Annotated in this window: 27 protein-coding genes, 1 tRNA gene and 2 pseudogenes; 18 read left to right on the forward strand and 12 right to left on the reverse strand. The window is 35.5% G+C overall.

The features are described 5' to 3' along the window. The first annotated feature begins 16 nt into the window (after positions 1-16). From AAGD62_RS06445 to AAGD62_RS06470, 6 genes and pseudogenes are all read left to right on the forward strand, one after another. Complete coding sequence (locus tag AAGD62_RS06445; protein WP_155968990.1) at positions 17-970, forward strand: D-alanine--D-alanine ligase; 954 nt, start codon at positions 17-19, stop codon at positions 968-970. Continuing rightward, positions 951-1,709 carry a cell division protein FtsQ/DivIB gene (locus AAGD62_RS06450; RefSeq protein WP_155968992.1) on the forward strand — a complete coding sequence of 253 codons (759 nt, stop codon included), beginning with the start codon at positions 951-953 and terminating at the stop codon, positions 1,707-1,709. Before AAGD62_RS06445 ends, AAGD62_RS06450 begins: the two co-directional genes overlap by 20 nt. 717 nt (positions 1,710-2,426) lie before the next feature. Beyond that, complete coding sequence (locus AAGD62_RS06455; RefSeq protein WP_155969593.1) at positions 2,427-3,533, forward strand: D-alanyl-D-alanine carboxypeptidase family protein; 1,107 nt, start codon at positions 2,427-2,429, stop codon at positions 3,531-3,533. Positions 3,534-3,647: 114 nt separating this feature from the next. Next, on the forward strand, positions 3,648-3,947 hold the full coding sequence (locus AAGD62_RS06460) for a DMT family transporter (protein ID WP_341812719.1): 300 nt from the start codon (positions 3,648-3,650) through the stop codon (positions 3,945-3,947). Positions 3,948-3,963: 16 nt separating this feature from the next. Beyond that, entirely contained in the window at positions 3,964-4,308 is a 345-nt protein-coding gene (locus AAGD62_RS06465) for a DMT family transporter (RefSeq protein WP_006279756.1), read from the forward strand. Positions 4,309-4,574: 266 nt separating this feature from the next. Continuing rightward, positions 4,575-5,308, forward strand: a pseudogene (locus AAGD62_RS06470) (IS4 family transposase); the annotation flags it as partial. A 27-nt stretch (positions 5,309-5,335) separates the two neighbouring features. Here the strand turns inward: AAGD62_RS06470 and AAGD62_RS06475 are convergent. Continuing rightward, positions 5,336-6,168, reverse strand: a protein-coding gene (locus AAGD62_RS06475; RefSeq protein ID WP_094189578.1) for an IS5-like element ISWpi1 family transposase whose coding sequence is annotated in 2 segments (ribosomal slippage) — positions 5,336-5,799 and positions 5,799-6,168 — 834 coding nt in all. Because the reading frame shifts where the segments join, the coding sequence is not laid out codon by codon here. A gap of 27 nt (positions 6,169-6,195) precedes the next feature. Further along, on the reverse strand, positions 6,196-7,584 hold the full coding sequence (locus AAGD62_RS06480) for a hypothetical protein (protein ID WP_341812711.1): 1,389 nt from the start codon (positions 7,582-7,584) through the stop codon (positions 6,196-6,198). Positions 7,585-7,874: 290 nt separating this feature from the next. Between AAGD62_RS06480 and AAGD62_RS06485 the strand changes: the two genes are divergently transcribed. The 3 genes from AAGD62_RS06485 (at position 7,875) to AAGD62_RS06495 (ending at position 10,517) form a co-directional block, all read left to right on the forward strand. Further along, positions 7,875-8,630 carry a hypothetical protein gene (locus AAGD62_RS06485; protein WP_341812712.1) on the forward strand — a complete coding sequence of 252 codons (756 nt, stop codon included), beginning with the start codon at positions 7,875-7,877 and terminating at the stop codon, positions 8,628-8,630. A 16-nt stretch (positions 8,631-8,646) separates the two neighbouring features. Next, on the forward strand, positions 8,647-9,060 hold the full coding sequence (locus tag AAGD62_RS06490) for a hypothetical protein (protein WP_341812713.1): 414 nt from the start codon (positions 8,647-8,649) through the stop codon (positions 9,058-9,060). A 71-nt stretch (positions 9,061-9,131) separates the two neighbouring features. Then, complete coding sequence (locus AAGD62_RS06495; protein WP_341812714.1) at positions 9,132-10,517, forward strand: hypothetical protein; 1,386 nt, start codon at positions 9,132-9,134, stop codon at positions 10,515-10,517. Positions 10,518-10,738: 221 nt separating this feature from the next. Here AAGD62_RS06495 and AAGD62_RS06500 read toward each other — a convergent pair whose 3' ends face one another. From AAGD62_RS06500 to AAGD62_RS06535, 8 genes and pseudogenes are all read right to left on the reverse strand, one after another. Continuing rightward, the gene (locus AAGD62_RS06500) at positions 10,739-11,359 is read right to left on the reverse strand and encodes a hypothetical protein (protein ID WP_341812715.1); all 621 of its coding nucleotides are present in this window, start codon (positions 11,357-11,359) and stop codon (positions 10,739-10,741) included. Between the two features lie 28 nt (positions 11,360-11,387). Further along, a complete protein-coding gene (locus AAGD62_RS06505; protein ID WP_341812720.1) occupies positions 11,388-12,887 on the reverse strand; it encodes a recombinase family protein in 1,500 nt (499 codons plus the stop codon). Further along, complete coding sequence (locus AAGD62_RS06510; RefSeq protein ID WP_044471239.1) at positions 12,881-13,321, reverse strand: DUF2924 domain-containing protein; 441 nt, start codon at positions 13,319-13,321, stop codon at positions 12,881-12,883. The genes AAGD62_RS06505 and AAGD62_RS06510 overlap by 7 nt, the downstream gene beginning before the upstream one ends. A gap of 12 nt (positions 13,322-13,333) precedes the next feature. Next, positions 13,334-13,792 carry an ankyrin repeat domain-containing protein gene (locus AAGD62_RS06515; RefSeq protein ID WP_341812721.1) on the reverse strand — a complete coding sequence of 153 codons (459 nt, stop codon included), beginning with the start codon at positions 13,790-13,792 and terminating at the stop codon, positions 13,334-13,336. Between the two features lie 25 nt (positions 13,793-13,817). Further along, complete coding sequence (locus tag AAGD62_RS06520; RefSeq protein ID WP_006280237.1) at positions 13,818-14,552, reverse strand: ankyrin repeat domain-containing protein; 735 nt, start codon at positions 14,550-14,552, stop codon at positions 13,818-13,820. A gap of 167 nt (positions 14,553-14,719) precedes the next feature. After that, positions 14,720-14,938: pseudogene (locus tag AAGD62_RS06525) on the reverse strand (phage tail protein); the annotation flags it as partial. A gap of 39 nt (positions 14,939-14,977) precedes the next feature. Next, positions 14,978-15,469 (reverse strand): IS630 family transposase, encoded by a 492-nt coding sequence (locus AAGD62_RS06530; protein WP_155968340.1) that lies wholly within the window; start codon positions 15,467-15,469, stop codon positions 14,978-14,980. A gap of 19 nt (positions 15,470-15,488) precedes the next feature. Beyond that, entirely contained in the window at positions 15,489-15,836 is a 348-nt protein-coding gene (locus AAGD62_RS06535) for an IS630 transposase-related protein (RefSeq protein ID WP_155968342.1), read from the reverse strand. A 38-nt stretch (positions 15,837-15,874) separates the two neighbouring features. On the opposite strand from AAGD62_RS06535, the gene AAGD62_RS06540 reads away from it, so the two are divergent. Beyond that, entirely contained in the window at positions 15,875-18,058 is a 2,184-nt protein-coding gene (locus AAGD62_RS06540) for an ankyrin repeat domain-containing protein (RefSeq protein ID WP_265031872.1), read from the forward strand. A 25-nt stretch (positions 18,059-18,083) separates the two neighbouring features. On the opposite strand, the gene AAGD62_RS06545 is transcribed toward AAGD62_RS06540, so the two are convergent. Beyond that, entirely contained in the window at positions 18,084-18,212 is a 129-nt protein-coding gene (locus AAGD62_RS06545; protein ID WP_269203986.1) for a hypothetical protein, read from the reverse strand. A gap of 17 nt (positions 18,213-18,229) precedes the next feature. Further along, entirely contained in the window at positions 18,230-20,272 is a 2,043-nt protein-coding gene (tkt, locus tag AAGD62_RS06550) for a transketolase (RefSeq protein WP_155968553.1), read from the reverse strand. 113 nt (positions 20,273-20,385) lie between these two features. On the opposite strand from tkt, the gene rpsD reads away from it, so the two are divergent. The 8 genes from rpsD (at position 20,386) to AAGD62_RS06590 (ending at position 25,214) form a co-directional block, all read left to right on the forward strand. Beyond that, positions 20,386-21,000: a 30S ribosomal protein S4 gene (gene rpsD, locus AAGD62_RS06555; protein WP_010962555.1), complete on the forward strand. Its 615-nt coding sequence runs from the start codon at positions 20,386-20,388 to the stop codon at positions 20,998-21,000. Positions 21,001-21,009: 9 nt separating this feature from the next. Next, a tRNA-Leu gene (locus AAGD62_RS06560) sits at positions 21,010-21,096 on the forward strand. Between the two features lie 30 nt (positions 21,097-21,126). Beyond that, positions 21,127-21,327, forward strand: a complete 201-nt coding sequence (gene iscX, locus AAGD62_RS06565; protein ID WP_007552114.1) for a Fe-S cluster assembly protein IscX — start codon at positions 21,127-21,129, stop codon at positions 21,325-21,327. A 455-nt stretch (positions 21,328-21,782) separates the two neighbouring features. Further along, entirely contained in the window at positions 21,783-22,124 is a 342-nt protein-coding gene (locus tag AAGD62_RS06570; protein WP_010082513.1) for a DUF721 domain-containing protein, read from the forward strand. Positions 22,125-22,161: 37 nt separating this feature from the next. After that, the gene (rpmB, locus tag AAGD62_RS06575; RefSeq protein ID WP_155968551.1) at positions 22,162-22,476 is read left to right on the forward strand and encodes a 50S ribosomal protein L28; all 315 of its coding nucleotides are present in this window, start codon (positions 22,162-22,164) and stop codon (positions 22,474-22,476) included. Beyond that, complete coding sequence (lipA, locus tag AAGD62_RS06580) at positions 22,469-23,332, forward strand: lipoyl synthase (protein ID WP_155968549.1); 864 nt, start codon at positions 22,469-22,471, stop codon at positions 23,330-23,332. Before rpmB ends, lipA begins: the two co-directional genes overlap by 8 nt. A 53-nt stretch (positions 23,333-23,385) precedes the next feature. Then, a complete protein-coding gene (gene ubiE / locus AAGD62_RS06585) occupies positions 23,386-24,102 on the forward strand; it encodes a bifunctional demethylmenaquinone methyltransferase/2-methoxy-6-polyprenyl-1,4-benzoquinol methylase UbiE (protein WP_155968547.1) in 717 nt (238 codons plus the stop codon). Continuing rightward, a complete protein-coding gene (locus AAGD62_RS06590; protein WP_155968545.1) occupies positions 24,099-25,214 on the forward strand; it encodes an FtsW/RodA/SpoVE family cell cycle protein in 1,116 nt (371 codons plus the stop codon). Before ubiE ends, AAGD62_RS06590 begins: the two co-directional genes overlap by 4 nt. The last annotated feature ends 37 nt before the right edge of the window (positions 25,215-25,251 follow it).

The following is a 25,251-nucleotide window of genomic DNA, read 5'->3' on the forward strand; positions in this document are numbered from 1 at the left end:
TATAGCAAAACATAGAATGCTTATGATTCCAACTATAGCAATTTTAAGTGGTGGATTTTCTTGTGAGAGAGAAATATCGCTTATGAGCGGAAAAGCAGTCAAGAAGGCGCTTGATAGCCTTTCATATAATGCAATAGAAATAGATGTTGACAGCAATATTGCTGAAAAGCTTAAAAAAATTAATCCGGGTCTTGCTTTTATAGCTCTGCATGGACCTTATGGTGAAGATGGCTGCATTCAAGGTTTATTGGAAATCTTAGGTATAAAATATACACACTCAGGAGTTATGGCTTCGGCTGTTGCTATGAACAAGGCAATGTCAAAGCATATATTCCGGTCCCTTAGTATTGATACTCCAAAAGGTTATGTAATTAGCCGAGAAGATCTACTAAAAAATAATATTAAAATTGATTATCCGTACGTCTTAAAACCAATTAATGAAGGTTCAAGTATTGGAGTGTACATAATTTTCTCGCACGAGGATTACTTAGAACTGAAAGATAATAGTTCTACTATAATGGAAAAGATGATCGTAGAAGAATACATACCGGGCATAGAGTTACATACTGCTGTATTGCTGGATGAAGCAATTGGCACTATAGAAGTACGACCAAAAAATAAATTCTATGATTATGAAGCAAAGTATACAGATGGATTTGCAGAACATATATTTCCTACTGAAATTCCTAACAATATATATAAAATGACCTTGGAACACGCACTGAAAGTTCATCAATTTTTAGGATGCAAAACTATTTCCCGCTCAGATTTCCGTTATAATCCCAAAAATAACACTTTAAAAATGCTTGAGATTAATACACATCCTGGCTTTACTGAGTTATCGTTAGTGCCAGAAATTGCAAAATTGGCAAAAGGAATCAATTTTAATGAATTAGTTAAAATTATTATTGAAGATAGTTTGCAGCACAAAAATATTAGGGATTTAAGTCATGTTGAGCAGTATTACTAGAAGCCAAAGGAGTTTTTTGCGTAAGTGTGCCTTGGTTATTATCACAGCACTTTTTCTTACGCTAATACTTTACAGCTCACTTGATAAAATAATAAATCGATTTAATTACTACTTTACTTGGTATAATGACTGCCTATCTAGTTTATTACTCAGTAGTGGATTTTCAATCGACGAAGTAGTCGTGAGCGGCAATAAATTTACAAACAAAAAGGATATTCTAAGTTTGACAGATAGAACGCAACCTATCCTGTATATATCACTTTCAAAACTTGCCGGTAACATACAATCCGTAAGCAGGTGGATAAAACACGTAAGAGTTCACAGAATTTTGCCCAATACTCTACACATTAATATAGATGAGCATAAACCGTTTGCTCTCTGGAAAGATAATAACAAAACCTCGGTAATTGATTTCGAAGGCAAAGTGATCGTAGATGACTATCTAGTAGATGATCTTGTTGTAATTACAGGACAAAACTCGTTATCAAACCTAGAATTTGTTAGAGATGTGTTAGAGAGTAAAACTCAATTAAGTGACCACATTTCTTCTTTTGCTTATATAGGGAATAGAAGATGGAATATCATACTTGATAACGATTCCACAGTAAAACTGCCTGAAGATAACCCTTATAGTGCATGGGAATATTTAAACCACTTGCAAAATACAACTGATTTTACTTTCAGCGATTGGAGTATTATTGATATGCGTATTACTGATAAAATCTTTGTGAAGAGGTGATCTGCTGTAATCCAAGTAGCCCCTTTTCCTGTCATCCCAGTGCCCAGACACTGGAATCCCGCCGCGAACCGTCATACCGCGATTCATTCGCGGTATCTCTTAACATAGATCCCTTATTTAACCGCCATACCTTAACATAGATCCCGCTAACACGTAGCGGGATGACGGTTGTCGTTTAGCTATAAATATTTAAGAAATTTACCAAACGAAAAAAAAGGCAAAAGAAGCCCCGTGGTTGGCTAATTACTTACATTATACTTTCAAGTATGGCGTTTTTTTATTCTAAACGCTTAATAACCGCGATTTAGCTGCTTTTTAATGCAACTAACCTTTAGTCATAAATGTTTAAGAAATTTACTAAACAGAAAAAAAGGCAAAAGAAACCCTAGGGTAGCTAGTTATTCACTATCCATTTTTTAAGTTGGCGTTTTTTTATGTTTTAAATGCTTTATAAGCGCATTTTAGCTTATATTAGGTAAAAACCTAGAACTTTATAAAGACATAAGGTGCACATAGTGCAAAAAATTAAACATGAGACGCCAGATACGTGAGTTTTTTTGTCATTTAATCTGTACAGAGAAGATAAATAAATAGCTTCAGTTTCATGATAAGGGGGCTGGCGAAATGTGTCAAGGAATTTTTATGCAAGAGATCTATTGAAATGCCCCTGTAAAATTATACTATTAATTAGTGCACTATAAATTTAAAATTATAGATATGTTAAGCAGATTGGTAATTTTGCTATTAGTTTCCATACTTCCTTTTTCTTCATACTCATACCAGTTTAGAACCAAAGCAAAGCAAGCAGTAGTCTTAGATTTAGCTTCAGACTCGTTCATTTTTGACCATAATTCCGATGAAAAAATGGCCCCATCTTCAATGAGCAAGTTAATGACTTTATATGTAGCCTTCGATTATCTAAAAGCTGGAATAATACACATGGAGGATAAATTTCGAGTAAGTAGAAAAGCATGGGAAAGGAGAGGCTCTTCTATGTTTTTGAAAGAAGGTCAATTTGTTACAGTGAGAGAATTACTTGAAGGAATTACAATAGTTTCAGGTAATGATGCCTGCATAACACTAGCCGAGGGTATTGCAGGATCAGAAGAGAATTTTGTGGCTGAAATGAATGAAGTTGCACAAAATTTGAATCTGAATGACAGTCATTTTGTCAACTCAAGCGGGTGGCCAGATGAAGATCATTTTATGAACGCAAAAGACTTGGTAATGCTGGCAAAAAGGATTTTCACCGATTTTCCTGAATATTATGATTTATTTTCCGAACAATATTTGACATATAATGAAATTGTACAAAAGAATAAAAATCTTCTACTTTTTCACGACATTGGGGTTGATGGCTTAAAAACCGGCTATACAAATGCTGGTGGTTACGGCATTGTAGCATCTGCAAAACGAAATGATAGGAGAATTTTTGCTGTCGTAAATGGTTTAAACACTGAGAAAGAGCGAATAAAAGAAGCAAAAAGATTGATACAATACTCCTTAAATCATTTTAACACTAAGAAAATATTCGTTAAAGACAGCGTAGTTGAGGAAGTAAATGTTCTCTATGGAAAAGATAGAAAAGTGCCTATTACAGTTGCAAACGATGTTACCATAACTTACAACCGCAAATTGCATGACCAAATTAAGGTGCGTATTGAATATAAAGATATGATACCTGCACCCATTAAAAAAGGTCAAGAAGTGGGCAAAGTTTTTGTAGAAATACCAGGTATTGAGCAACAAACTACACCACTTTATGCAGCAAATGACGTGCAGGAATTGAATTTCGTAGAAAAGTTTTTTAGGATGTTGTTTTAAGTTTGATATTAAAGCAATTCCGAAAGAGAGATCTATTGCACTTTAGTGTAGTTTTAACTAACAATTTCTGTTACAATACAAGATTGAAGTGTTACGAAAATGTGCTGGTTATATTTGTTGCTGTCTAGTATCCTAGAGATACTGTGGGCTGTAACACTAAAGTTTAGTAACAGTTTTACTAAAGTTGTGCCTTCGATTGCAACATTGGTAATTATGATCATTAGCATTTATTTTTTATCTCTTGCAGCATGCTTTCTACCTATTAGAGTATGCTATGCAGTTTCCTCTGGAATATGCACAATTGGAATAACTATAATTGGTGCAACCACTTTCACAGAGAATATTAATTTATCTCAAGTGTTATATATCGTTTTAATTGTAATAGGAAGCATAGGGCTAAAGCTCTCTATTTAAACCTAAAAATTTATGCATGAATTGGATATATTTACTCTTATCGTCACTAATTGAAGTGTTCTGGGTCATAACACTTAAGCATAGTTATGGATTTACTCATCTCGTACCATCAATAATTAGCATACTCTCCATGGCTCTTAGTACATATTTACTTTCGCTCGCTACACGTTCTATACCTATCGGAGTATGCTATGCAATTTGGACTGGAGTGGGCGCTATAGGAGCTTCGATACTTGGAGTTTACCTATTTGATGAACCAGTTAATTTATTCGAAGTAATATGCTTTATTTTAGTTACATTCGGGATTATAGGATTAAAATTGTTTGATACTGCAAAACAAACTGTTGATAAAATGGAATAAAAGATCCCACTGGGATGAAAGAAGCAGATACTCCATATTGTCATGCAAATTGGAATCCAGACTTTTTTCTATATAGCATGGTGAAGACGGGAAACCGTAACCGTTCACACAATGGCGTCAACTTAAGGAAAAATGTCAGAGATTGTGTATAAAATTTCTCTCCAAATTTTTTATCATTAAATTATCCAAAGAGTGCAAGGGACAGCACTTTTGTTTCTGTTTTATTTCAACAAAAAAGTTTAAAATGTGTCTTTTTTAGGTGAGGCATGCAAAAAGGAAAAGATCTTATCTTACAAATTAAAAATGCAATATACTCGAAAACTTTTCAGAAAATCCATTGTGTTGAGTTTTACACGAACAAGCTTTTTCGACAGTATTTTCTATGATTTTAAAGTTAGTTAAAAAAAGTTTGGGAATAGAATGTGAACTTATGGAGCCATTGACATGTACCCTCAAAGCAAGCTTTTTCTAAAGCAAGATATAAGATTTGCCATACAGGCTTTCAAGAATTTAAGCATCCAAACAGCCTATCAGGATGAACCTGAGTTGGAGAGGCTATAGACTTATTGCAGCAGATGGTTCTGGTATGAGATTACCCAGCTCTGGGGAAATTGTATCCGAGTTTGAACCAAATGGAACAACAGGCACCATTGGCAATTTGTTTGTTGATTTGTGTACTTCGCTGATTTGCAGTGCTCGTCTTGCAGCTTGGAATATAGGTGAACAAACGTTGGCGGCAGAGCAATTACCCGAAGTTATCACTCAAATGCGTTTATTAAATCAAGAGAAATTATTATTTATCTATGATCGTCTTCAGTAAAATTCATTCAGCAGCATTATGATTTGGAAGTAGATTTTATTTTTTGCTTGCAAAAAAGAAATTATAGTAAGCTATGGGAACGCTGGCGAATTAGATTTTGATTTTATATTAGAAAATGAAAAGCTAAAAAATAAAATGAAAGGACAGAAAGTAAGAGTTATAGTGCTGACATTAGCCAACTGAGAGGTTGTCCGGAAACTAGTAAATTCAAGCATATTCCCTCTTTAACATAACCCTACTCATAGCTAGGTATATGAAATTCTCAGTGGATGTTGTGAGTAAATCATACTCCTTCGATAGCCTTCTATTCCTATTAACCCAAGCAAAAGTCCTTTCTACAACCCATCTTCTTGGCTGTACTTTAAACCCTTGTTCTCTTGTTGGTAGTAGCTCAGGTGGCGTATCTTTGTGCACCCAAAATCTACATGGAGGCCTTTTAACAATTTCAATATCTATGTCATATTCTTCCTTTATGTGATTCTTTAAATTTCTTCCTTGGTATCCCATGTCAGCCCACATTTTTTTAACTTTAGTATATTTTGTTCTCATATTGTTTAATGCTATTTTAATACCATCTCTATCATTTTCGTTAGCAGCGCCTACGTAACAACCTAGTATAAAACCCTGAGTGTCTGTAATTATATGCCTTTTTCTACCCTTTACTTTTTTACTTCCATCATAGCCTTTGATCCTCCCTTTTCTGTAGTCTTTACAGATTGACTATCTACTATACAGGCACTCGGCTGCTCATTCCTTCCTATTTTTCTTCTACTATATTTTGTAATTTCATAATTCATTTTCTCAAAAATTCCCTGCTTCTTCCATTGCCTGAACTGCTCATACACAGTCTTCCATAGCGGAAAATCATTTGGTAAATACCGCCATTGACACCCTGTACGCAATACATAGAAAATTGCTTCTAATATTTCTCTTTTGCTATACTTTGGCGGCCTTCCTCCTTTCTTGTATGATACTCTGAAGTGTTTTTCTATTCTTGCCCATTCCCTTTCGCTTAGATCTGTTGGATACTTTTTTCTCATCTTTACCCCGTACTAAAATTTCAGATATTATAGCCTTTTACTTATTTCCGGACAACCTCTAAGAGGCTTTCCTAAAAATGAAGAAGTTATTGATACAAAAAAAACAGTGCATGACAACACTGTAAGACACAAAAAGACCTTCTTTCCTTTAGAATTCTTCTGCGATGGATTATAGCTTGAAGTTTTATAGACTGATTTTTCACCTTCATTTTTATCTCTACAGATTTTTGATAATTTACTATATGTGCTCTTTCTATTTACATCTTTTGGTGAATTGTTTGGAGTACTACTTCTTGAAATCAGTGGTTCACTGCCATTTAGTAATTGATCATTATCACCTTCACTTTGCTTCGATGCTCCTGGGGCACTTTTGCCAGTTATTTTAATATTTTTATTTTCTCCATCATCCAACTTTACTAAAGTCCCTGTTAAACCTTCTTTGCTAACATTCTGTTCATTTCGTAATGAAACATCTTGTGAATCATCGTGTGTATAAATACCATCTTCACTTACATCAAACTGAGTACCATTTGAATGTATAAAAATACTATTATTAGGACTTTTATATGTTTCGCCTTCATTTTTAGCAGTAACAAAACTTTCTTCACTTAAAATAGGACTTGATATATTTTCATTTGATCCTAGAAATATTTCAGCTTCATTATCAACTTTTTCCCGTCCTGAATCATCACCATCAGTGAATTCGGCGCCTGAATCATTACCACTTTCTTTGTTATAGTTGAGAAAACTAAAGTTATTAATATCAAAATTGTTACTGATACTCAGTTCTATATCTTCTTCACTTAACATTACTTTAGGATTATCTCTAGCAAACGTTGCTTCTTGAACACTGCTAGAAGTATCATTTTCACCTTCTGACAATAGTGTTTCACTACTAACTAGTGGACTGTTATTGTTCTCATCGTAACCTTTTGCCTCCTCATCCGATGCTACTAAAATTTTATTTTTGTTTTGTCCATCTAACTGTAGATTTATTGTAGCATCTTTTTTACTCTCTACTGTTGTCGATTTCTCTTGCACTATGCCCAAGTCAGTACTCTCATTAATCTGGGAGAAAGTTATTACAATCTCTTCTTGACTTTTCTGACTCAACTTTAGATCTTGATTTACATCAGTAAAGTATAGAGAGTAATTATCCCACTCAAGCCCCAGTATCTTCTCTTCATCGGGTGTGCCAGCCGAAATACAAAAACTACGAGTACTACTAGGCGTATCACATAATTCATCAAAACTACCGGTATTAGGTACACCACTTTCCTGTTCCAAATTCGTGTTCTCATCCTTATCCTTCACCTGTTTAGAATCAGACTCAACAACAGCACCAGATTTTCGAGGTACACTGTTCGCAAAAAATAATGGTGTAAGATTCGCCTTTCGCATATTTTTTCTATTCACACCACCTACTCCAATACAAATTTTTATTGACCACCACGAATCTTAGCTTGACATAATTATTAAGCCAATTAGAATGACTGTGTTTTGGTAACAGGTCAGGTCATGTATAACGATTAACTGTTACCTTCTGCAAGCTAAAAAAGATAGTAAAATTATCTCTTTAGATAGCAGCACTTGAAACTGAAATAGCAAATGTACAGTGAGTATAGATTTATGTTAATTTTTTATAGCTTACTTTCCTTAGACGCTTATAATAATGTGGCGATCATTTCACCTGTAGGGAAAAGATAATGAGGGATTTATGCAATCAAACCAACACACTTTATCTTATAGCTAGTGCTTTTGCAACTTTTACATTGCTCGCATCCGCAGCACTCTCTGCAGCCTCTTATTTTGGCCTTTTGTCTTCAGTTGAATTTTTGAACTCAACTCTTACAATCGTAACGGTTTTATCTATACTATCTTTTTTAGCGGTTGCACTTTCATATAAAATAATTAGCAGTAATGGGGAGATCGAGGCTAGGAAAAATAAATTTGCTAAAAAAGAGCTAGAAAAAGAACTAATTCTGAAGGAAAAAGCTAAAGAAACTGCAAACAATCAAGCAGAAGAATTAAGGAATCAATTACAGCAGAAAAATAAAGAGATAATTGATATAAAACAACAATTGGATGATAAATACAAGAGCATTTCTGAATTAACAACAGGAAAAGAAAAATTAGAAATAGAATTAAAAAGCCAAGAAGAAGAAATACAAAAATTAAGCACGTTAAAAAACAAAGAGTTAAGTCATAAAGATAGTGAAATCTGGGAATTAAAGAATCAGTTAGCTGCTCTTGATGATGAAGGGAAGGTTAGTGAATACAATACTAAGACGTTGAAAGGGAAAATGGAAAATTTTAAAAAGCAACGAGATTCTATTATAGAAAAATGCCAAACTATGCAACAGGAAATTGAAGAGAAAGATGCTTACCTTGCAACACTAGATTATAATTTAAATCAAATAAAGTACAAGAAAGAATATTTGGCGCATTTTCCTTTAGGTTAGAGATTTAAGAGGGAGAATGCAAAATCAAATGCAAGATTTAGCTTCAAAAGAAAAAATTATCCGAGAAATCGAAGATGACAGAGAAGGATTAATCGAAGAAGTTAACTTACTTGTTCAAAAAAACAAGACTCTTTGTGGTAAAATGACCGCTTATTCTAGTAAAAATGAAGAGCTGATCACCTTCATAAATGAAACATTATCTAATATAGAACGAGAGACAAAAGATTTAGAATGTCTTTATCACAATCAAGAAAAACAAGGAAGGTTTGTGACTTTTCAAACAATTGAAGATTTCTTAGAAAACTTGAAAGCACTTTACTCAAAAACAGCAGATGAAGCGGAGAAATTAAGTATTCGGGTGCAGAGAAAAGATGATTTAAGTAATCCTGTTGCCTCTCTCGCTCGCAGGAGTTTTATTCAAAAACATTAAAATTATGTTTAAATTAGCTTGACTCATGTTACATATCGTACATAATAAACTGTCTGTGCTAGGGAGAGGGTATGAGTGAAGTTACAGAGTCTATAGAACATGTTGTAGAACCTATCAGTGACCAAAAGCTGGGAGAGGAATTGAGTGCTGGGCCGCGGTGGTCAAAAATTGAGCGTAATAGCAATGAGGGACCAACTCCTGAAAATGACGTAGCCGATTCAGGTGATTATAGTTTGTTTTTCCAAGGAATAAGTAATCGTCCGGAATGTTATGACCTTGATCAGAGACATGAAACTGGGAAGATTGCTGGCACATGTGTAAAACATACATTGTCGTATCAAAATGAAACTGATGATAGTGATTTATACTGGAAAAACGATGGTCATTACCCTATTAATCCAAGAGACTCTGCTTTAATTAAGCTAGATCTACCACTGACTGAGAATGAGAAAAGCCTAATTGATGAATTTTGTAAAGAGTTAAAAGGTGTAGTAGCAAAAAATGATCAAGGTTATAGGGATAAGCATGAAAATTTTACAAACACTGCTTTAGAACGTATAGAGTGCATAACAAATAAATATTTGCAAAAAGGGATAAGGCTCAATTCAAAATGTAACGATGATGAGTATACTATAACAAGTTTAATTTTTAAGGAAATAAGAGATATTCCTGCCTATGAGGGTGTGTCAGATGACGAAAATATAGGTGTTATACGCAATATCATGAATAATTTACTATTAAAAGGCGGAAGAGTAAAATACAGTTCCTTTTATGATGATAGGTTATTGTATGCAACTTATGGGTTCAGTTATGAGATTTTTGCAGAACGTGAAGAAATCGATAACAAGCTAAAAAGCGTAGCATATGAAGGTATTATAAACAGTAGTGCCAAAGGCAAAGCTTTACACGCAGAAATGGATAATGGATATTTTTATGTAAAATATTCGCAAGATAGCACTGTTGAGGTTGCAAAAGTTATAAATAATCCAAAAGTGAAAGATTTAAGTTTTAGACATCATATATTTCATATTGGAGAGAGTATAGTAAGAGTTGAAAATGTAGGAGGAAAAAGAAATTATACAGATGTCTTAGGAGGTAGCGTTGAAATGTCTTTTACTACTCAAGTAGGAAAGATTAGTGTTCATCTATGTTCTAGTGATAAAGATAGTAATATAATAGAAGTAAAGCTTGATGGAGAGAGCCAGGAGAAGTTTGACAAGTTAAAAGGTCGATCAAGTTTAGGGGAAAGTTGCCTTTTAGGAGGAAAAAGTGTTCTACAAGCTGTAAAAGATGGAAATTTTGAAAGAAATGTATCTATAGAGTCAAGTAAAACTATTAAGCAATTAGATTGTGTAGTAAAAGAATCAGATGCTCCGTCTACTCTTATGAGGCCAATTGATAGTTTAGACCAGCTGCAAAAGATGGAAGTTTCGAAAGAAATAGTAGTGTGTTCATAAAGTCAACTAAAATTATTAAACAAAAAAAAGGTCTTGGAGGGGTAAAAAAAATTGATGTATTTTCAAAGTAAGATTCTTGGAGGTATTCAATAAACTATACACTCAAGGTAAGGAGAAGTAGTAGGGAAATAAGTATTGAGTTAATAATTTAGAGATTATTCTAAAAAAGTTGTCTTATTTAAGAACTTTCCTGACGTTTATGGTTTTTTAGATGTAGCCTTTTATGTTGGATTCAAAGGAGGATGAGCAGTAATGGATTGTTCCTCTACTTTCTCGAGCTTGGTGTTGAGATTTATGATATTATACAGCGCAAGGCCTATACATGCTAGTCCAACTATTCCCACAACCACTGCTACTGTAACATCGATTCTCAATGTATAAAATACAACGCTACCCACTAATAACACTGCACCAACAACACTAGCTAGGATTGCTTGCCTTTGTTGCGTTAACGGTTTGTCTTTTTCGTCTGTAGCATCAAAACATGGTTCAGCGGAAGATGTTCCTTCAGGGGCATTTGGCTCTTGCTTATCAGTTTCTCTATTAACGGAAGTTGGCTCTACAGTAGTTTCTATTGAGGAGTTTTGAGCTCTTTCGCTGCTTTCAAATATTGGTTGTTCTATCTCACTATTTTCATTACATAATTGAGTGTCGGTCTCTGTAGCTTTATCAACATTGGTTTGCTCTTTCACCTCAACTTTCACTTCTTCAACATCTGCTGGCATATTATTAGAAGTCCTTGATTCCTCTATAGCAGCTCCTTTTGCAGTGGTGGCTATCGTGCTTCCCTTCCTATTTTTAAATTTTTTAGCAATACCTTTTAATAGCTTTGGCGTTTTCATAGTTTCCCCCTTTTGTTAAACGGTGTAATTAAGACACTAATCCGTAGAACTTTTCCAACTGCTCACCCCATAGCATCGGTATTTCCCTTAAATCAGCTAACTTCAAACCCCTTGGCTGTCTCCCATTTACTATGTCTTCCTTTATTTTTGGTGCTAAATAATTTAATCTTAAAATTTGTTGTATGCGTCTTGTACCTATATTAATTTTAATGCTCAGCTCTTTCATACTCCTATATTTTCCTTCCTCCAGTTGACGTTTCCACAGATGAGCCCTTACCACTGCTTTCAGTAGCGCATTATTTGTTTTTCCTTCTGGTTCTACTACTGTGCATTTGTTTCCTTTCTTTTTTAGCCACATTGGTATAAATTCCACCTTATCCTCTGAACTCACCTCTATTCCATCTTCTTTTACCATTACTCTCTTTATTAACTTTCTCACCACTTCTTTCTGCTTTCCAAAACTTAAATTTTCCCATTTTTCTTCGGTCTTTTCTTTCCAATTTTCATATAGCTGCTCTGTCTTCATCATTACTTCTTTTTCTACTTCTCCGGCTATTACATTTCGGTTTTCTGATTCACAATCTTTTCCCCTTAGGTGATTGTTGCATACATAATATCGGTACCTTTTATTCTCCTTTTTTGAGTATGTCAGTGTCATATTTACATCACAGCTCTTGCACTTTATTATTCCCTTTAGTAGCGCCTCTTCATATTTTGCTTTTCTATACGGCTGATCCTTTATCAATTCCTGCGCTTTTTGCCATTTTTCTTCTTCTATTATCGCTTCATGCTTTCCTTTATACTGTTTCTCATAATGCCTGATTTTTCCCATATATATTGGGTTTGTTATTATTCTCCTCACTGTTGCCTTTTTAAAGATATCTGATTTTGCTTTCGTTCGATATCCTTCTCTGTTTAACTCTCTTGCCAATTCTGCCATTGACTTCAGCTCCATATACCTCTCAAATATATGCTTTATTATTTTTGCTTCTTTTTCATTTATTATTAATTCCTTTTCTTTTACATCATAGCCAAGCGGTGGATTTCCTCCCATCCATAACCCTTGTTCTTTCGATGTTGCTATTTTATTTTTTACTCTCTCTACTATCATTTCTCTTTCTAGTTGTGCCGCCCCTGATAGCACTGTTTGTACAAATTTTCCCATTGGCGTATTATTGTCGAATATTTGTGTTACTGCTACAAAACTTATCCGGTGCCTTCTAAAAAATGATGTTACTTCTATGCAGTCCTTTGTTTCTCTTGATAACCTATCTAGCGTATATACTACTACACAGTCGACTTCTCCTACCTTTACATCTTCAAACAATTCCTTTATCGCTGGTCTATTCAAATTACTCCCTGAGAACCCTCCATCATCGTACTTTTTTGCCAATGCTACCCACCCTTCTCGGCTTTTTATATACTTCTCACATACTACTCGCTGTGCATCTAAACTATTAAACTTTTGTTCTAGCCCGTCTTCATTTGATTTTCTCGTATATATCGCGCATCTTACCTCTTTCAGCATTCTTTCTCCTTATCTCTCATTCCAAATAGGAGCGGTCCATTATAACTCATTCCCATTATTTTGCCGGCTACTGCTGATAATGACGTATAAAACTCTTCTTTATAGATTAAACCCTTATCTGTTACCATTACCGCATGCGTCTCTTCCCCTCTTTCTAATATTAGCTCTGTTCCCTCTACTGGCAGTTTATCGCTACTTATCCTTTTTCCCTTCTCTAGTCGATCTGCCAGGTATTCTAGTCTTTTTGCCCCTTTTCTTGATATTTCTCCGTACGCTTTTTCCTGCATTCTATAAGCTAATCTTGGTATCAGGTATTTCTTTGAGTATCTAGGCGCTCCTTCTCCATATACCTTTTTCCATATTTTCCTCACCTCTTCCAACGCTTTTTTCTCTAAATTCATTACTTTCTTTTCTATTTCTTCCTTTCTTTCCATATTTTCAGCCTCTCATAATTTCTCAAATAACTTTTCTATTCTGTCTGTTTCTTTCTTCAATACTTCAGTTACCTCTTTACTATTTTTCGCATAATCCATCGCTGTCATCCCAAATTTATCTGCTTGTTCTATTTCAGCCCCTGCTTTTACTAGCTCCTCCACTATTTCCACTTTCCCCACCATACATGCAAGGTGCAGCGGTGTGCATTTACTGCCATACTCTTCAGCATTTACATTCCCTCCTGATTTTATCAATTCTCTAACTGTTTCTAGACGTTTCTCCGTTATCGCTAGGTGCAGTGCTGTATATCCTTCTACATCCGCTGCATTCACATTCGCTCCTTTTTCAACTAATAAGCTCACTGTTTTTCCGTCTACTGCATAATGCAGTTCCTTTTTTGTCTCCTTAATATTTTTACCTGAGTTCTCTAATAATTCTTTTAGTGCATCCTCTTTTTCTTTTTTACTCATAACCTACCTCACCTTTTCTTTAAATTTAAGTCCCTTTTTTAATTCTCACCACCTCATCTATCATTTCGTTTACTTGGCACATTATCTTGGTTGCTAAATTTTGACATTCTTTCTTTATTAATGATTTGTCTCTCTTCCTTATTTCTTCGATCTCCATTATTTTTAGCTCTGGCATATAGCTCCTATCCAACTTGTCTGCTATTTCTCCCACTAGCCCCTCTATTCCATAGCACGTCAGTTTTCTACTTTTTGTTACTCCACCTTTTGCTCTCAAAAATTTACTTGCCTTTTCACTCTCTTCCCTATCACATAGACAATACTTTTCACTTTCCCATATGTAATACATTGGTGTTGAACCATACTTATTCAGTTGATTAACTTCAGATCCTGCTTTTACTAGCTCTTTTATTATTTCAACTCCTGCTCCTCCTATTTTACATGCAGAGTGCAGTGGCGTACATCCACTGACATATTGAGTGGCATTTATTTCCGCTCCTGACCTTAGCAGTACTTTTACATTTTCTAAACTTTTTGCGAATACTGCACAGTGCAGTGGCGTATAACCATTTTTATCTCTTGCATTGATCTCCGCTCCTTTTTCTATTAATAACCTCACTGTTTTGTGATCGGAATTTTCTACTGCATGGTGCAATACTGTTTCTCCTTTTTCATCCCTTTTATTAATATTTTTAAATCCATTCCTTGATACTTCTTTAAAAAACTTGTTAAAAGATTCTTTCTTTTCTTCGCTGAACCCCATTTCATACCTCACAAAATTATCTTTTCTAGCGCCAGACAAATTTCTTATATTTACCTGCTGCTATTCAAGTTATGTGCGTTTTGGCATAAAAAGGCAAGTCTTTTTTCGCGTAGTACACCTTTTTAACTAAATACTAATATAGTATATGAAGATATAAATATATATGCTTAATGCATTAAACATATTACTTGTTTCTCTTCCCAACCTCTGTTCAAATGACGATGTTCGTGCCACGTTAGTACGCCTGGGTAAAACACTAAAACGTAATTTTCCGGTTCATGTATTGAATCCTTTTGCTCTGAATTTAAATCCCTTTCAAAATGAATATTGTGCTCTGCCACACCAAATATTATAACTTTTTGGTTGGTAAAATCTTCTACTTTGTATAGTACTTCCCAAAGTAAATGATAAAGGTATAGTATTTTCTAAAATGAATGATAAATTTCCATTATGGTATTACCAACCAAAAGTTGTAAGTCTGTATATTTATGCATTAAAGGTCTGAGGCGGCTTTTGATGGTATTCCAACAATGCTCTATAGGGTTCAAATCTGGTGAATATGTTGGTAGATAGAGCAAACGGCATCTAGCATTATCTATTAACTCCTTTGTTTTGGGAGTTTTATGGAATGTGGCATTGTCCATAACTATTGTAGTACCATGTGGCAATTTAGGTAATAACATCTTCTCTAACCATGTATTGAATACCTCTTTGTCACACCCACCTTTGAAAGTCATTGGTGCAATAAATCTCTTTCCAATCCACCCGCCTATTATACTGATTCTCTCTCGTTTTCTTCCTGGAATATCTGCATAAATTTTCTTTCCTATTGGAGCACGTCCATACTCTCGGTATAACCTATTATCAACTCCTGCTTCATCTATATATAAGATGCTGGAATGGTCTATTTTTGAGATTTTATCGGTAAATCGCTGCCTATCTTCTTGATTGCGCTCTTGATATAGTGTAACTTTTTTTTAAAGTAATTCTTAGCTGTTTCAGCCTATACCAAATTGAATTTATTCCAAATCCAAGATTTTGTTTCATCTCTGCCAGCGTATGATCTGGATTCTTTTTAACATATTCTTCGAGTATTTTTGGGTCTATTTTTCGAATAAAGCTGCCGTTTTTCGATGGCCTTAGGCTTTCACCAGCGGCTTTCTTTCTTAACCAGCGGTACAGAGTTGCTATTCCTATCTCCAAAAGCTCTGCCACCTCAACCTTTGACTTCCCTTTTTCTATCATCGATACTGCCCTTTCCCTTAAATCCACACTATACGCCATTATAACTCAAATAGCTTATTATACCTTTATCATTTACTTTGGGAAGTACTATAGTAAAAGATCTATTGGATAATGGGGCAGATGTTAATGCAGTAGGTCAAGATAAAAAGACTCCTTTACATTGGGCTGCTGCACATGGCCGTAAAGATGCAGTAGATGCCCTACTGAAAGTAAAAGGGATCGATGTTAATGCACAAGATAAAGATGGAAAGACTCCTTTACACTTTGCTGCTGAAAGTGGTTATCAGCAGGTGGTGCAAGCTCTATTGGATAAAGGGGCAGATGTTAATATAAAAGATAAAAATGAAAAAACTCCCTTAAATTTAGCTAAGGCAGAAGAAATAAAAACTCTATTGCAAAACGCAGAAAAAACTGATGATGTTAATCCAGTATTGCAAGATGATGAAGAAGAAAGCCAAGTTCCACAAAATGCTGCTTTATTTGAGGCTGTTAAAAAAGGTGAAATTGATAAGGTAAAAAGTCTAATAAGTGAAGGAGCAGATGTTAATGCATTAGATGGAAACAGATTTACTCCTTTACGGCATGCTATTGTCAAAGGAGACAAAGATATGGTCTCGCTTTTCATTGATAACAAAGCAGATGTTAATGCACAGTCTGAAAATGGACGCGCTCTTTTACATGTTGCTGTTGACAAAGCCAACAAAACGCAACCACTCGATACAAGTATAATAGAAGCTCTATTAGAAGCAAAAGGGATCAATGTTAATATAGCAGATAAAAATGGAAGGACTGCTTTACATGAAGCCGCTAAAACTGACGATCAGCAAATAGTAACAGTTCTATTAGAAGCAAAAGGAATTTATGTTATTCCACTAGATAATACTAGCAGCACTCCTTTAAATCTTGCCTCTCAACAAGGCGGGAAACATATAGTAAAAATTCTAGAAGAAACGCAAAAGGATATCGAAGCTTTGTATTCAGCCGTTAAAAGTGATAATTATAAGGAGGTTCAAAGTCTATTAAGTAAAAAAGTAAACGTTAATTCAATAGACAGCAATGGAAAAACTCCTTTACATGAAGCTACTGCAAGTGGCCATAAAGAAATAGTAGACGCCCTAATAAAAGCAGGAGCAGATGTTAATATAGCAGATAAAGATGGAATGGTTCCTTTATTTGAAGCTGCTGCAAGTGGCCATAAAGAAATAGTAGACGCCCTAATAAAAGCAGGAGCAGATGTTAATATAGCAGATAAAAATGGAATGGTTCCTTTGTTTAAAGCTGCTTTCTATGGTCATAAAGATGCAACTGAAGTTTTATTAAATAGTGGAGCAAAGGTTGATACAGTAATGGAATCACTTCTTCAGAGTATGATGGAATATAATTACAATAGTAGCCATAAAGATATAGTTAAAGCTTTATTAAACAAGGGAGCAAATGCTGATGCAGTAGATTCATATGGACATACTCTTTTGCATTGGGCTGCTAGAGAAGGTTATACGGATATAGCAGAACTTTTATTCAAAAAAGGAGCGAATGTTAATATACAAGATAACGATCTATGGACTCCTTTACATTTTGCTACAAAAAATAAAGTGTTTATGGGTTATGCAGATCGTCCAGCAAACGCCTCTGCGGAAACAGTAAAATTCTTAATAAAAAAAGGAGCAGATGTTAATATAGAAAATGAAGATGGAAATACTCCTTTCAAATTAGCCACTGATGAAGGAATAAAAACTCTATTGCAACCAGCAGAAAAATCTGATGATGGTTCAGCGGGTGGATCATCGACAGATAGTGAAGGGGGTCAAGAGGAAGAAAAACGAGTAGGTGATGATACTGAACTACAATCAGATAATAGCAAAGAAGGGGAAAAAACCAGCACCACCAGTGCAGAACAAGGAACTGGTGTAAGCAACGGTAGTCAACCTACTGGATCTACACAAAATAAGGGAGGACAAACCAGCACCACCAGTGCAGAACAAGGAACTGATGTACAAGACAACGATGTAGGTCCTGTTGCTTCCACAGAACCTGCACAAACAGAAGAACAGCCGAGCTCTTTTTTTGGTAGTTTGTTTAGTATACTTATGAAGCCTTTTTCATTAATTGCATCATTTTTTGGTGGTTTTTTTTCATGGTTGTTTGGGTCTGACGAAGAAAAGTCTGACACACAACCTTATGATGATTCTTCTTCACCTGGGGTCGATCAATCAGTTGAACAAAATAATGGTGATCATAATGACCAGAGCAATGTGATTTGATAGTGATCTTCTACCGGAAAAGGTGTCATCCCAGTGTCAAGCACTGGGATGACACCGTCTTGGATGGAAAACTGGATTCCAGTGTCAAGTGCTGGAATGACATCATCTTGGATAACGTCACGCGCTGGAATGACAAAGAAGAGTGGGCTTTCATATGGTTATGCAAGAAGTCTACTGAATGTAAACCAGTTTCTCACACACACATTTTACCACATGATCGGCACTGATATTGAAATGCTCATAAAGTGTTTTATAAGGTGCTGATTCTCCAAAGCTTTTCATGCCAATAAATATACCGTTTGAACCTATGTATTTATGCCAACCCATTTCACTTCCGGCTTCAATTGCAACTTTAATGCTGTCATTATTTAATATTGCCGCTTTATATTCATCGCTTTGCTCGTCAAAAAGCCTCCAGCATGGCATAGAAACAATCCTTGTACCTATACCCTTTTCCTGCAATTTCTCCCTTGCTTCAACTGCAATTTCAACCTCGGACCCCGTAGCAAATATCGTCACTTTTAATTCTTTTGAACATTCACACAAAATATATGCACCAAACTTCGATAAATTAGCAGATTGATCGATATCAGAGTAGAACTTGCGCATGTAACTTACGTTTTGCCTTGAGAGCGCAAACAGTGCTGGAGATTCTTTCTTTTCGAGTGCAATGCTAACACACTCCAGAGTTTCAACTGCATCGGCTGGCCTAAAAACATATAGATTTGGTATAGCACGCAAAGAGGCTAAATGCTCTATTGGCTGATGAGTTGGGCCATCTTCTCCCACTCCAATTGAGTCGTGAGTCATGACATACATAACCTGCTGCTTCATCAGAGCTGAAAGACGTATAGCAGGACGACAATAGTCGGAAAATACCAAAAAAGTGCCGCCATAAGGAAGAATCGCGCCGTGAAGTGCCATACCATTCATACAAGCTGCCATAGCGTGTTCTCTCACTCCATAGTGGACATAAGAGCCACTATAATTATTGCTATTTATTACCTGCATGTGCTTATATTTAGTGCAATTTGACCCGGTAAGATCAGCAGAACCGCCGATTAATTCCGGCATATGTTGTGTTAAAAGTTCCATTACCCTACCAAAAGAAGATCGAGTAGCTTCGTTTGGCATTAGCTCACATATTTGTTTCTTCAGGTCAGCTAAAACACCAGCGATATTGTCTGGTAGATGTTTATCTAACCGTCTTTGAAGTTCTACATGATATCCTGTTACCCCAGCTCCACTTTTTGTCATCCCAGTGCTTGACACTGGGATCCATTCTTTTTCTTCTTTCCTGGTCACGCGCTGGAATGACATCGTGTAATTTTGTTTTGCTCTCTCAACAGTTTTCATCCAGGCGTTTTTCACATCTTCTGGTACATGAAATGGTTCATAATTCCAGTTTAATTTCTCTCTCATCTGTTTGATGTCTTCCTCCGAAAAAGCACCACTGTGAACAGAGGATGTGCCAGCACGGCTTGAAAATTTTCCGATAATAGTTTTGCAGCAGATCATTGTAGGTTTATCAGACTTTTTTGCTTGCTCTATTGCAAGGGATATGGCATCAAAATCATGGCCATCAATTTTGTCAACATTCCATCCATACGCTAAGAAGCGTTTCTCTACATCATCAGAGCAGGAAAGGCAAGTAGCGCCATCTATAGAAATATCATTATCATCAAAAAGAGCTATAAGCTTATTCAATTTAAGATGCCCAGCAAGTGATGCTGCTTCATGGCTTATTCCTTCCATAAGACAGCCATCCCCTAGCATCACGTAAGTGTAGTGATTGATTCTGAATTGCTTTTTAAGGATTGATTCAGCAAGTGCCATGCCAACAGCAGCGGCAAATCCCTGCCCTAAAGGGCCTGTCGTTGCCTCTACCCCGGAAGTCAAGCCGAATTCTGGATGACCTGGGGTCTTGGATCCCATTTGCCTGAAGTTTTTTAGCTCATCTATGCTAATATAACCTGTCAAATATAATATTGAGTATAGTAACATTGACCCATGACCGTTTGATAAAACAAAGCGATCTCTATTGAACCATTTAGAATCATCAGGATTATGATTCAGATATTTAGCAAACAAAACAGTTGCAACATCTGCCATGCCAAGTGGCATACCTGGGTGTCCAGAGTTTGCTTTTTGTACTGCATCAATTGATAAAAAACGGATGGCGTTTGCCATAGATTTTAAATGTGAATGATTCATGTGTTAATAGAAAAACTTAAAAATGAAGTATAAAAGATTATATCAGCAAAAACAAGTTGACACTGAGTGCTAAAATCCTTAATAATCTAGAGTTGAATCGTGAGAGTTTTTATATGACAACTGTTATCACTAGAAAGTATAGGATTAGCCGTAGACTTGGTGTAAATTTATGGGGTAGAGCTAAAGACCCAGTAAACAAAAGGAAATACCCTCCAGGTCAACATGGTATTCTTGGATTCAAGAAGTTATCCGACTTTGGTAAGCAGTTTGCTGCACATAAGAAATTTAAGTTTTACTACGCGATTTCAAGTAAGCAGCTCAGACGTACATTTTTAGATGCTTATAACAGAAAGGGTTATACGGCTGATAATTTTATCGGTATCTTAGAATCGAGATTAAGTTCTGTTTTATACCACTCTGGTCTTGTTCCAACAATTTACTCAGCAAAGCAGCTCATATCTCACAAGCACGTTACAGTTAATGATAAGGTGGTTAACATATCGAGTTATCGAGTGAAGCCAGGTGATATAATAAAAATAAGAGAAAGGGCAGCAAAAATCCCTGTAGTAGTAGAGGCTGAACAAAAACAAGAGCGCAAGGCTCCGGATTATTTAGAAGCAGATAGTAAAGAGCATTCAGTGAAGTATTTGAGGTCACCTCAATATTCTGAGGTTCCTTATTCAGCAGACATGGAAGTCAATTTAGTAGTAGAGTTTTACTCTAGATAGATAAAAAAAGCCCGTGTGGCGGAATCGGTAGACGCAGCGGACTTAAAATCCGTGGGTTTTGCGACCTTGGGAGTTCAAGTCTCCCCATGGGCACCAATTTAACTTAGCAGATAAATACAAAAAAGTATGAAATGGCTTGATATAGAAGATATTGTGGAAGCTCTGGAGGAAAAATTTCCAAATGAGAATATAATTAGTATCAGATTCACTGAGCTTAAAAAAAAGGTCTTGAGTTTAGAGGAATTTGATGATGATGAAAAACGCTGTAACGAAAAAATACTCGAAGCTATTCAAGCAGCTTGGATTGAGGAAAGATTAACCGCATAGCAATAAACCATACGCAAACGTGATTTCTATTACAATTTGCATATTGATTATGCTATTTTTTGGATCTAGCCTGGCAAGTTAATAATAATTTAACTAATTACAATTAAAACAGCTATAAGGTTAATTATGAGGCAAAGATGACAGCACAAAATTTGGTAAATGGAACGATCTTGGCAAGTGCTACGTTGAGATAAGTTTTGCATAAAAATACTGCTTTTACGGTGTGAGGCCAGAGGGTAGAGCCTTTGTAAAGCAGTTAGAAGGTTGTCATCTAAGTAGCGTGACCAGAGCTAGATTCCGCGAACACGCCGCGGAATGACGACTATGCAATATGCGTTGCGGAGTGACGATTATGGTCATACCGTCACGGTATCTCACAAACATGTAGCAGTAATGACAAAATCTCAAGTTATATGTATACTTTTATATTATCTACCTACTAAAAAAACAGAAAAATGCTCAAACGTAGCGGTCCAAAAAAATTAAAGTCTATAATAGAAAACTATGCATTAAAATGCATGAAAAATAAAATTAGCAAAAATGAAATACGTCTTATTTTAAACTGGCGAAATATAGTAGGGAAAGAAATAGCAGAGTGTACAAAACCGAAAAAGATCTCATATGCACAGAATATAAATTCTGGTGTGTTGCATCTGGTAGTAACAAATGGCAGCAAAGCATTGGAAATTCAGCATATGATTTCTCTTATAATAGAAAAAATTACGATATTTTTTGGCTACAAAGCAGTATATGGTATAAAAATTAAGCAAGAGAGTATTGACTATTTGACTATATAAGGTAATCTAAGTACATAGAATAATTTGGTATATTGAAGTGAGTAGAGTTTGTGAATTAACAAATAGAAAAAAATCTTTTGGTAATAAGGTATCACATTCGAATCGTAAAACAAAGCGTACCTTTCTTTTAAATTTACATAAGATTACGTTGACAAGTGATATATTGAATAAAAAGTTTAGATTTCGTGTGGCAACAAGAACTTTGAGAACTATAGATTACAAAGGTGATTTAGATGCTTTTTTGCTCAACACAAGAACGATTAAACTAAGTGAGAAAGCGCAGAAGATAAAAAGAAGGTTGAAAAAAGTTTTAGTAAAGCAAGAGGTAGAGTTAGCCGTTTCAGATGCATAACAAACCTCAATGGCTCAGAGCAAAAGCTCCGACCGGTGAAGTATTCAATGAGACCTTAAACATCGTTAAACTGCATAACTTGCATACAGTGTGCGAAGAGGCTGCATGTCCAAATATTGGCGAATGTTGGAATAAGCGTCACGCTACTGTAATGATTCTCGGTTCTGTTTGCACTCGTGCTTGTGCATTTTGCAACGTTGCAACTGGCATTCCTGATAAACTAGACCCTCATGAACCAGAAAATTTAGCAAAAGCGATAAAAAAGTTAAACTTAAAACATGTTGTCATTACTTCTGTTGATCGTGATGATTTACCAGATGGTGGCGCAAATCAGTTTATACAGTGCATAGAAGAAATTAGAAAGATAACTTCAGAAACAACAATAGAGATTTTAACTCCTGATTTTTTAAATAAGAAAGAAGCATTTGAAGCAATTGCTGTTGCATCACCTGATGTCTATAACCACAATATTGAAACAGTGCCGAGATTGTATGCAAAAATAAGACCACGAGCTCGCTATTTTCATTCACTATATTTACTGAAGATGGTAAAGCAGATTAATCCCAAAGTTTTCACAAAGTCAGGGCTTATGGTCGGTCTTGGAGAGACAAAAGAGGAAATATTTCAGGTTATGGACGATTTGCGCAGTGCTGAGGTTGATTTTATTACAATTGGTCAATATCTACAACCAACTCCAAAACATGCAAAACTTGATAGGTATGTTACCCCAGAAGAGTTTGAGCATTATAAATATATCGCTTACTCCAAAGGGTTCCTAGTGGTTGCATCAAGCCCACTAACTCGGTCATCATACCACGCTGAAGAAGATTTTAACAGGCTCAAGGCTTGTCGTTGACATTTGCGTTAATTCAAATTAATTTTTACTAATTATAAAGGAGTTTTTACGTAATGTCTACTATAAAAATCAAGAAGAAATCGCAATTAGTTAAAGAGGTATTCGATTCCGTGGCAAGTCGCTACGACACCATGAATGATATAATGAGCCTCGGAATGCACAGATTATGGAAAGATAGGATGGTAAATAGTGTGCATTTTACAAAAAACTCTAAGGTTTTAGATGTTGCTGGAGGAACTGGAGATATAGCAATAAGAATAGTAAGAAAAGAGCCAAGTGCTAAGGTTACAGTATGCGATATAAATCAAAACATGCTAAGCAGAGGACGTGATAAAGCTATAAATTCAAACCAAATTAATTTTGATTGGGTATGTGCGAATGCAGAAAGTTTACCATTTGAAGACTCCGAATTTGATTATTGCACAATAGCTTTTGGCATTCGAAACGTTTCTGACCGCAAGAAGGCTTTAAATGAGGCGCACAGGGTATTAAAACCACATGGAAAATTTATCTGCTTAGAATTTGCCCCTATGCACTATCAAAATGAGATATTTACCAAACTTTATGACTTATATTCATTTAAAGTAATTCCTAAAATTGGCAGCATAGTTGCTAAAGACAAGAGTTCTTATGAATATTTAGTGAAGAGCATCAGAGAATTTCCAACTCAGGCTGATTTTAAAATGGAAATTGAAGAGGTAGGCTTTAAGAATGTTGAGTTTCATAATATGAGCTATGGAATAGTGGCATTACACATTGGAACAAAATGAATATTAAACTCTGGTATAGAACGCTGGATTATTATCTCATCCTTCCAGTGTTTTTTTTGCTCACTATAAGCTTCATTCTTGTTTATTCAGCAAGCCCTGTAATTGCGCAGCGTCTTTTTCTACCACAGGATTATTTTATACGGCGCCATACAATTTATATAGTCCTGTCACTAATTACCTTGGTGACATTTTCTTTTCTCAACACAAGAACTATACTTAACCTCTCATTCGCAGGTTTCGCTTTATTTACTATTCTAGTAGCAACTGCGATAATACTTGGTATAGAGGTAAAAGGTGCGAAACGATGGTTACATATTGTCAAAATTTCAGTTCAACCATCTGAGTTCGTAAGGCCATTTTTTTCTGTTGTTATAGCTAGTATCTTGGCCAGCGAAATGAAGTTTAAAATACACATATCAATCATAATATTTCTGTTAGTTTTTGTGTTGTTACTTTTGCAACCTGATTTCAGTATGTCTATGCTTTTAACATATTCTTTTATTGGTCAAATGTTTATTGCATGTATACCACTTTTATACTTTCTATGCATAATAGGAATGGCCACAACTGGAACTACAATAGCTTACTTATGCCTCCCACATATAAAGCAAAGGATTTACAATTTTGTCTTTTTTACGCAGCGCGATAACTTTCAAGTCACAAAATCATTAGAAGCATTCAAAAGAGGTCAATTAACTGGGGTTGGACCTGGTGAAGGTAGCGTAAAAGCCTCTCTTCCTGATTGCCATACAGATTTTGTGTTTTCTGTTTTAGCAGAAGAATTTGGTTTGATTACGTGCTTAGCCACATTGATGTTATTTGGCATCATTTCCGCCCGCTTGCTTTACGTTGCATATAGGGAAAATGAATTATTTAATCTGTTAGTGATTCTCGGTATCTCAATGCAATTCATCACACAATTCATAATAAACATAGGGGTAACATTGAGTGTTTTTCCAACCACCGGCATAACCCTGCCGTTACTTAGCTATGGTGGTTCTTCTCTTTTATCTTCGAGCATTGCACTTGGCATAATGCTGTCTTTTAGTAGAAATCAAGCTATTGCATTAAAGTTTCGTGAGCGTGTTATGCTTGGAAGGTATATGGACTAAACTTGTACCGCTCACAACTATTATTGGTATCCCTCCA

Source organism: Wolbachia endosymbiont (group A) of Eristalinus aeneus, assembly GCF_964026915.1.
GTDB lineage: Bacteria > Pseudomonadota > Alphaproteobacteria > Rickettsiales > Anaplasmataceae > Wolbachia > Wolbachia pipientis.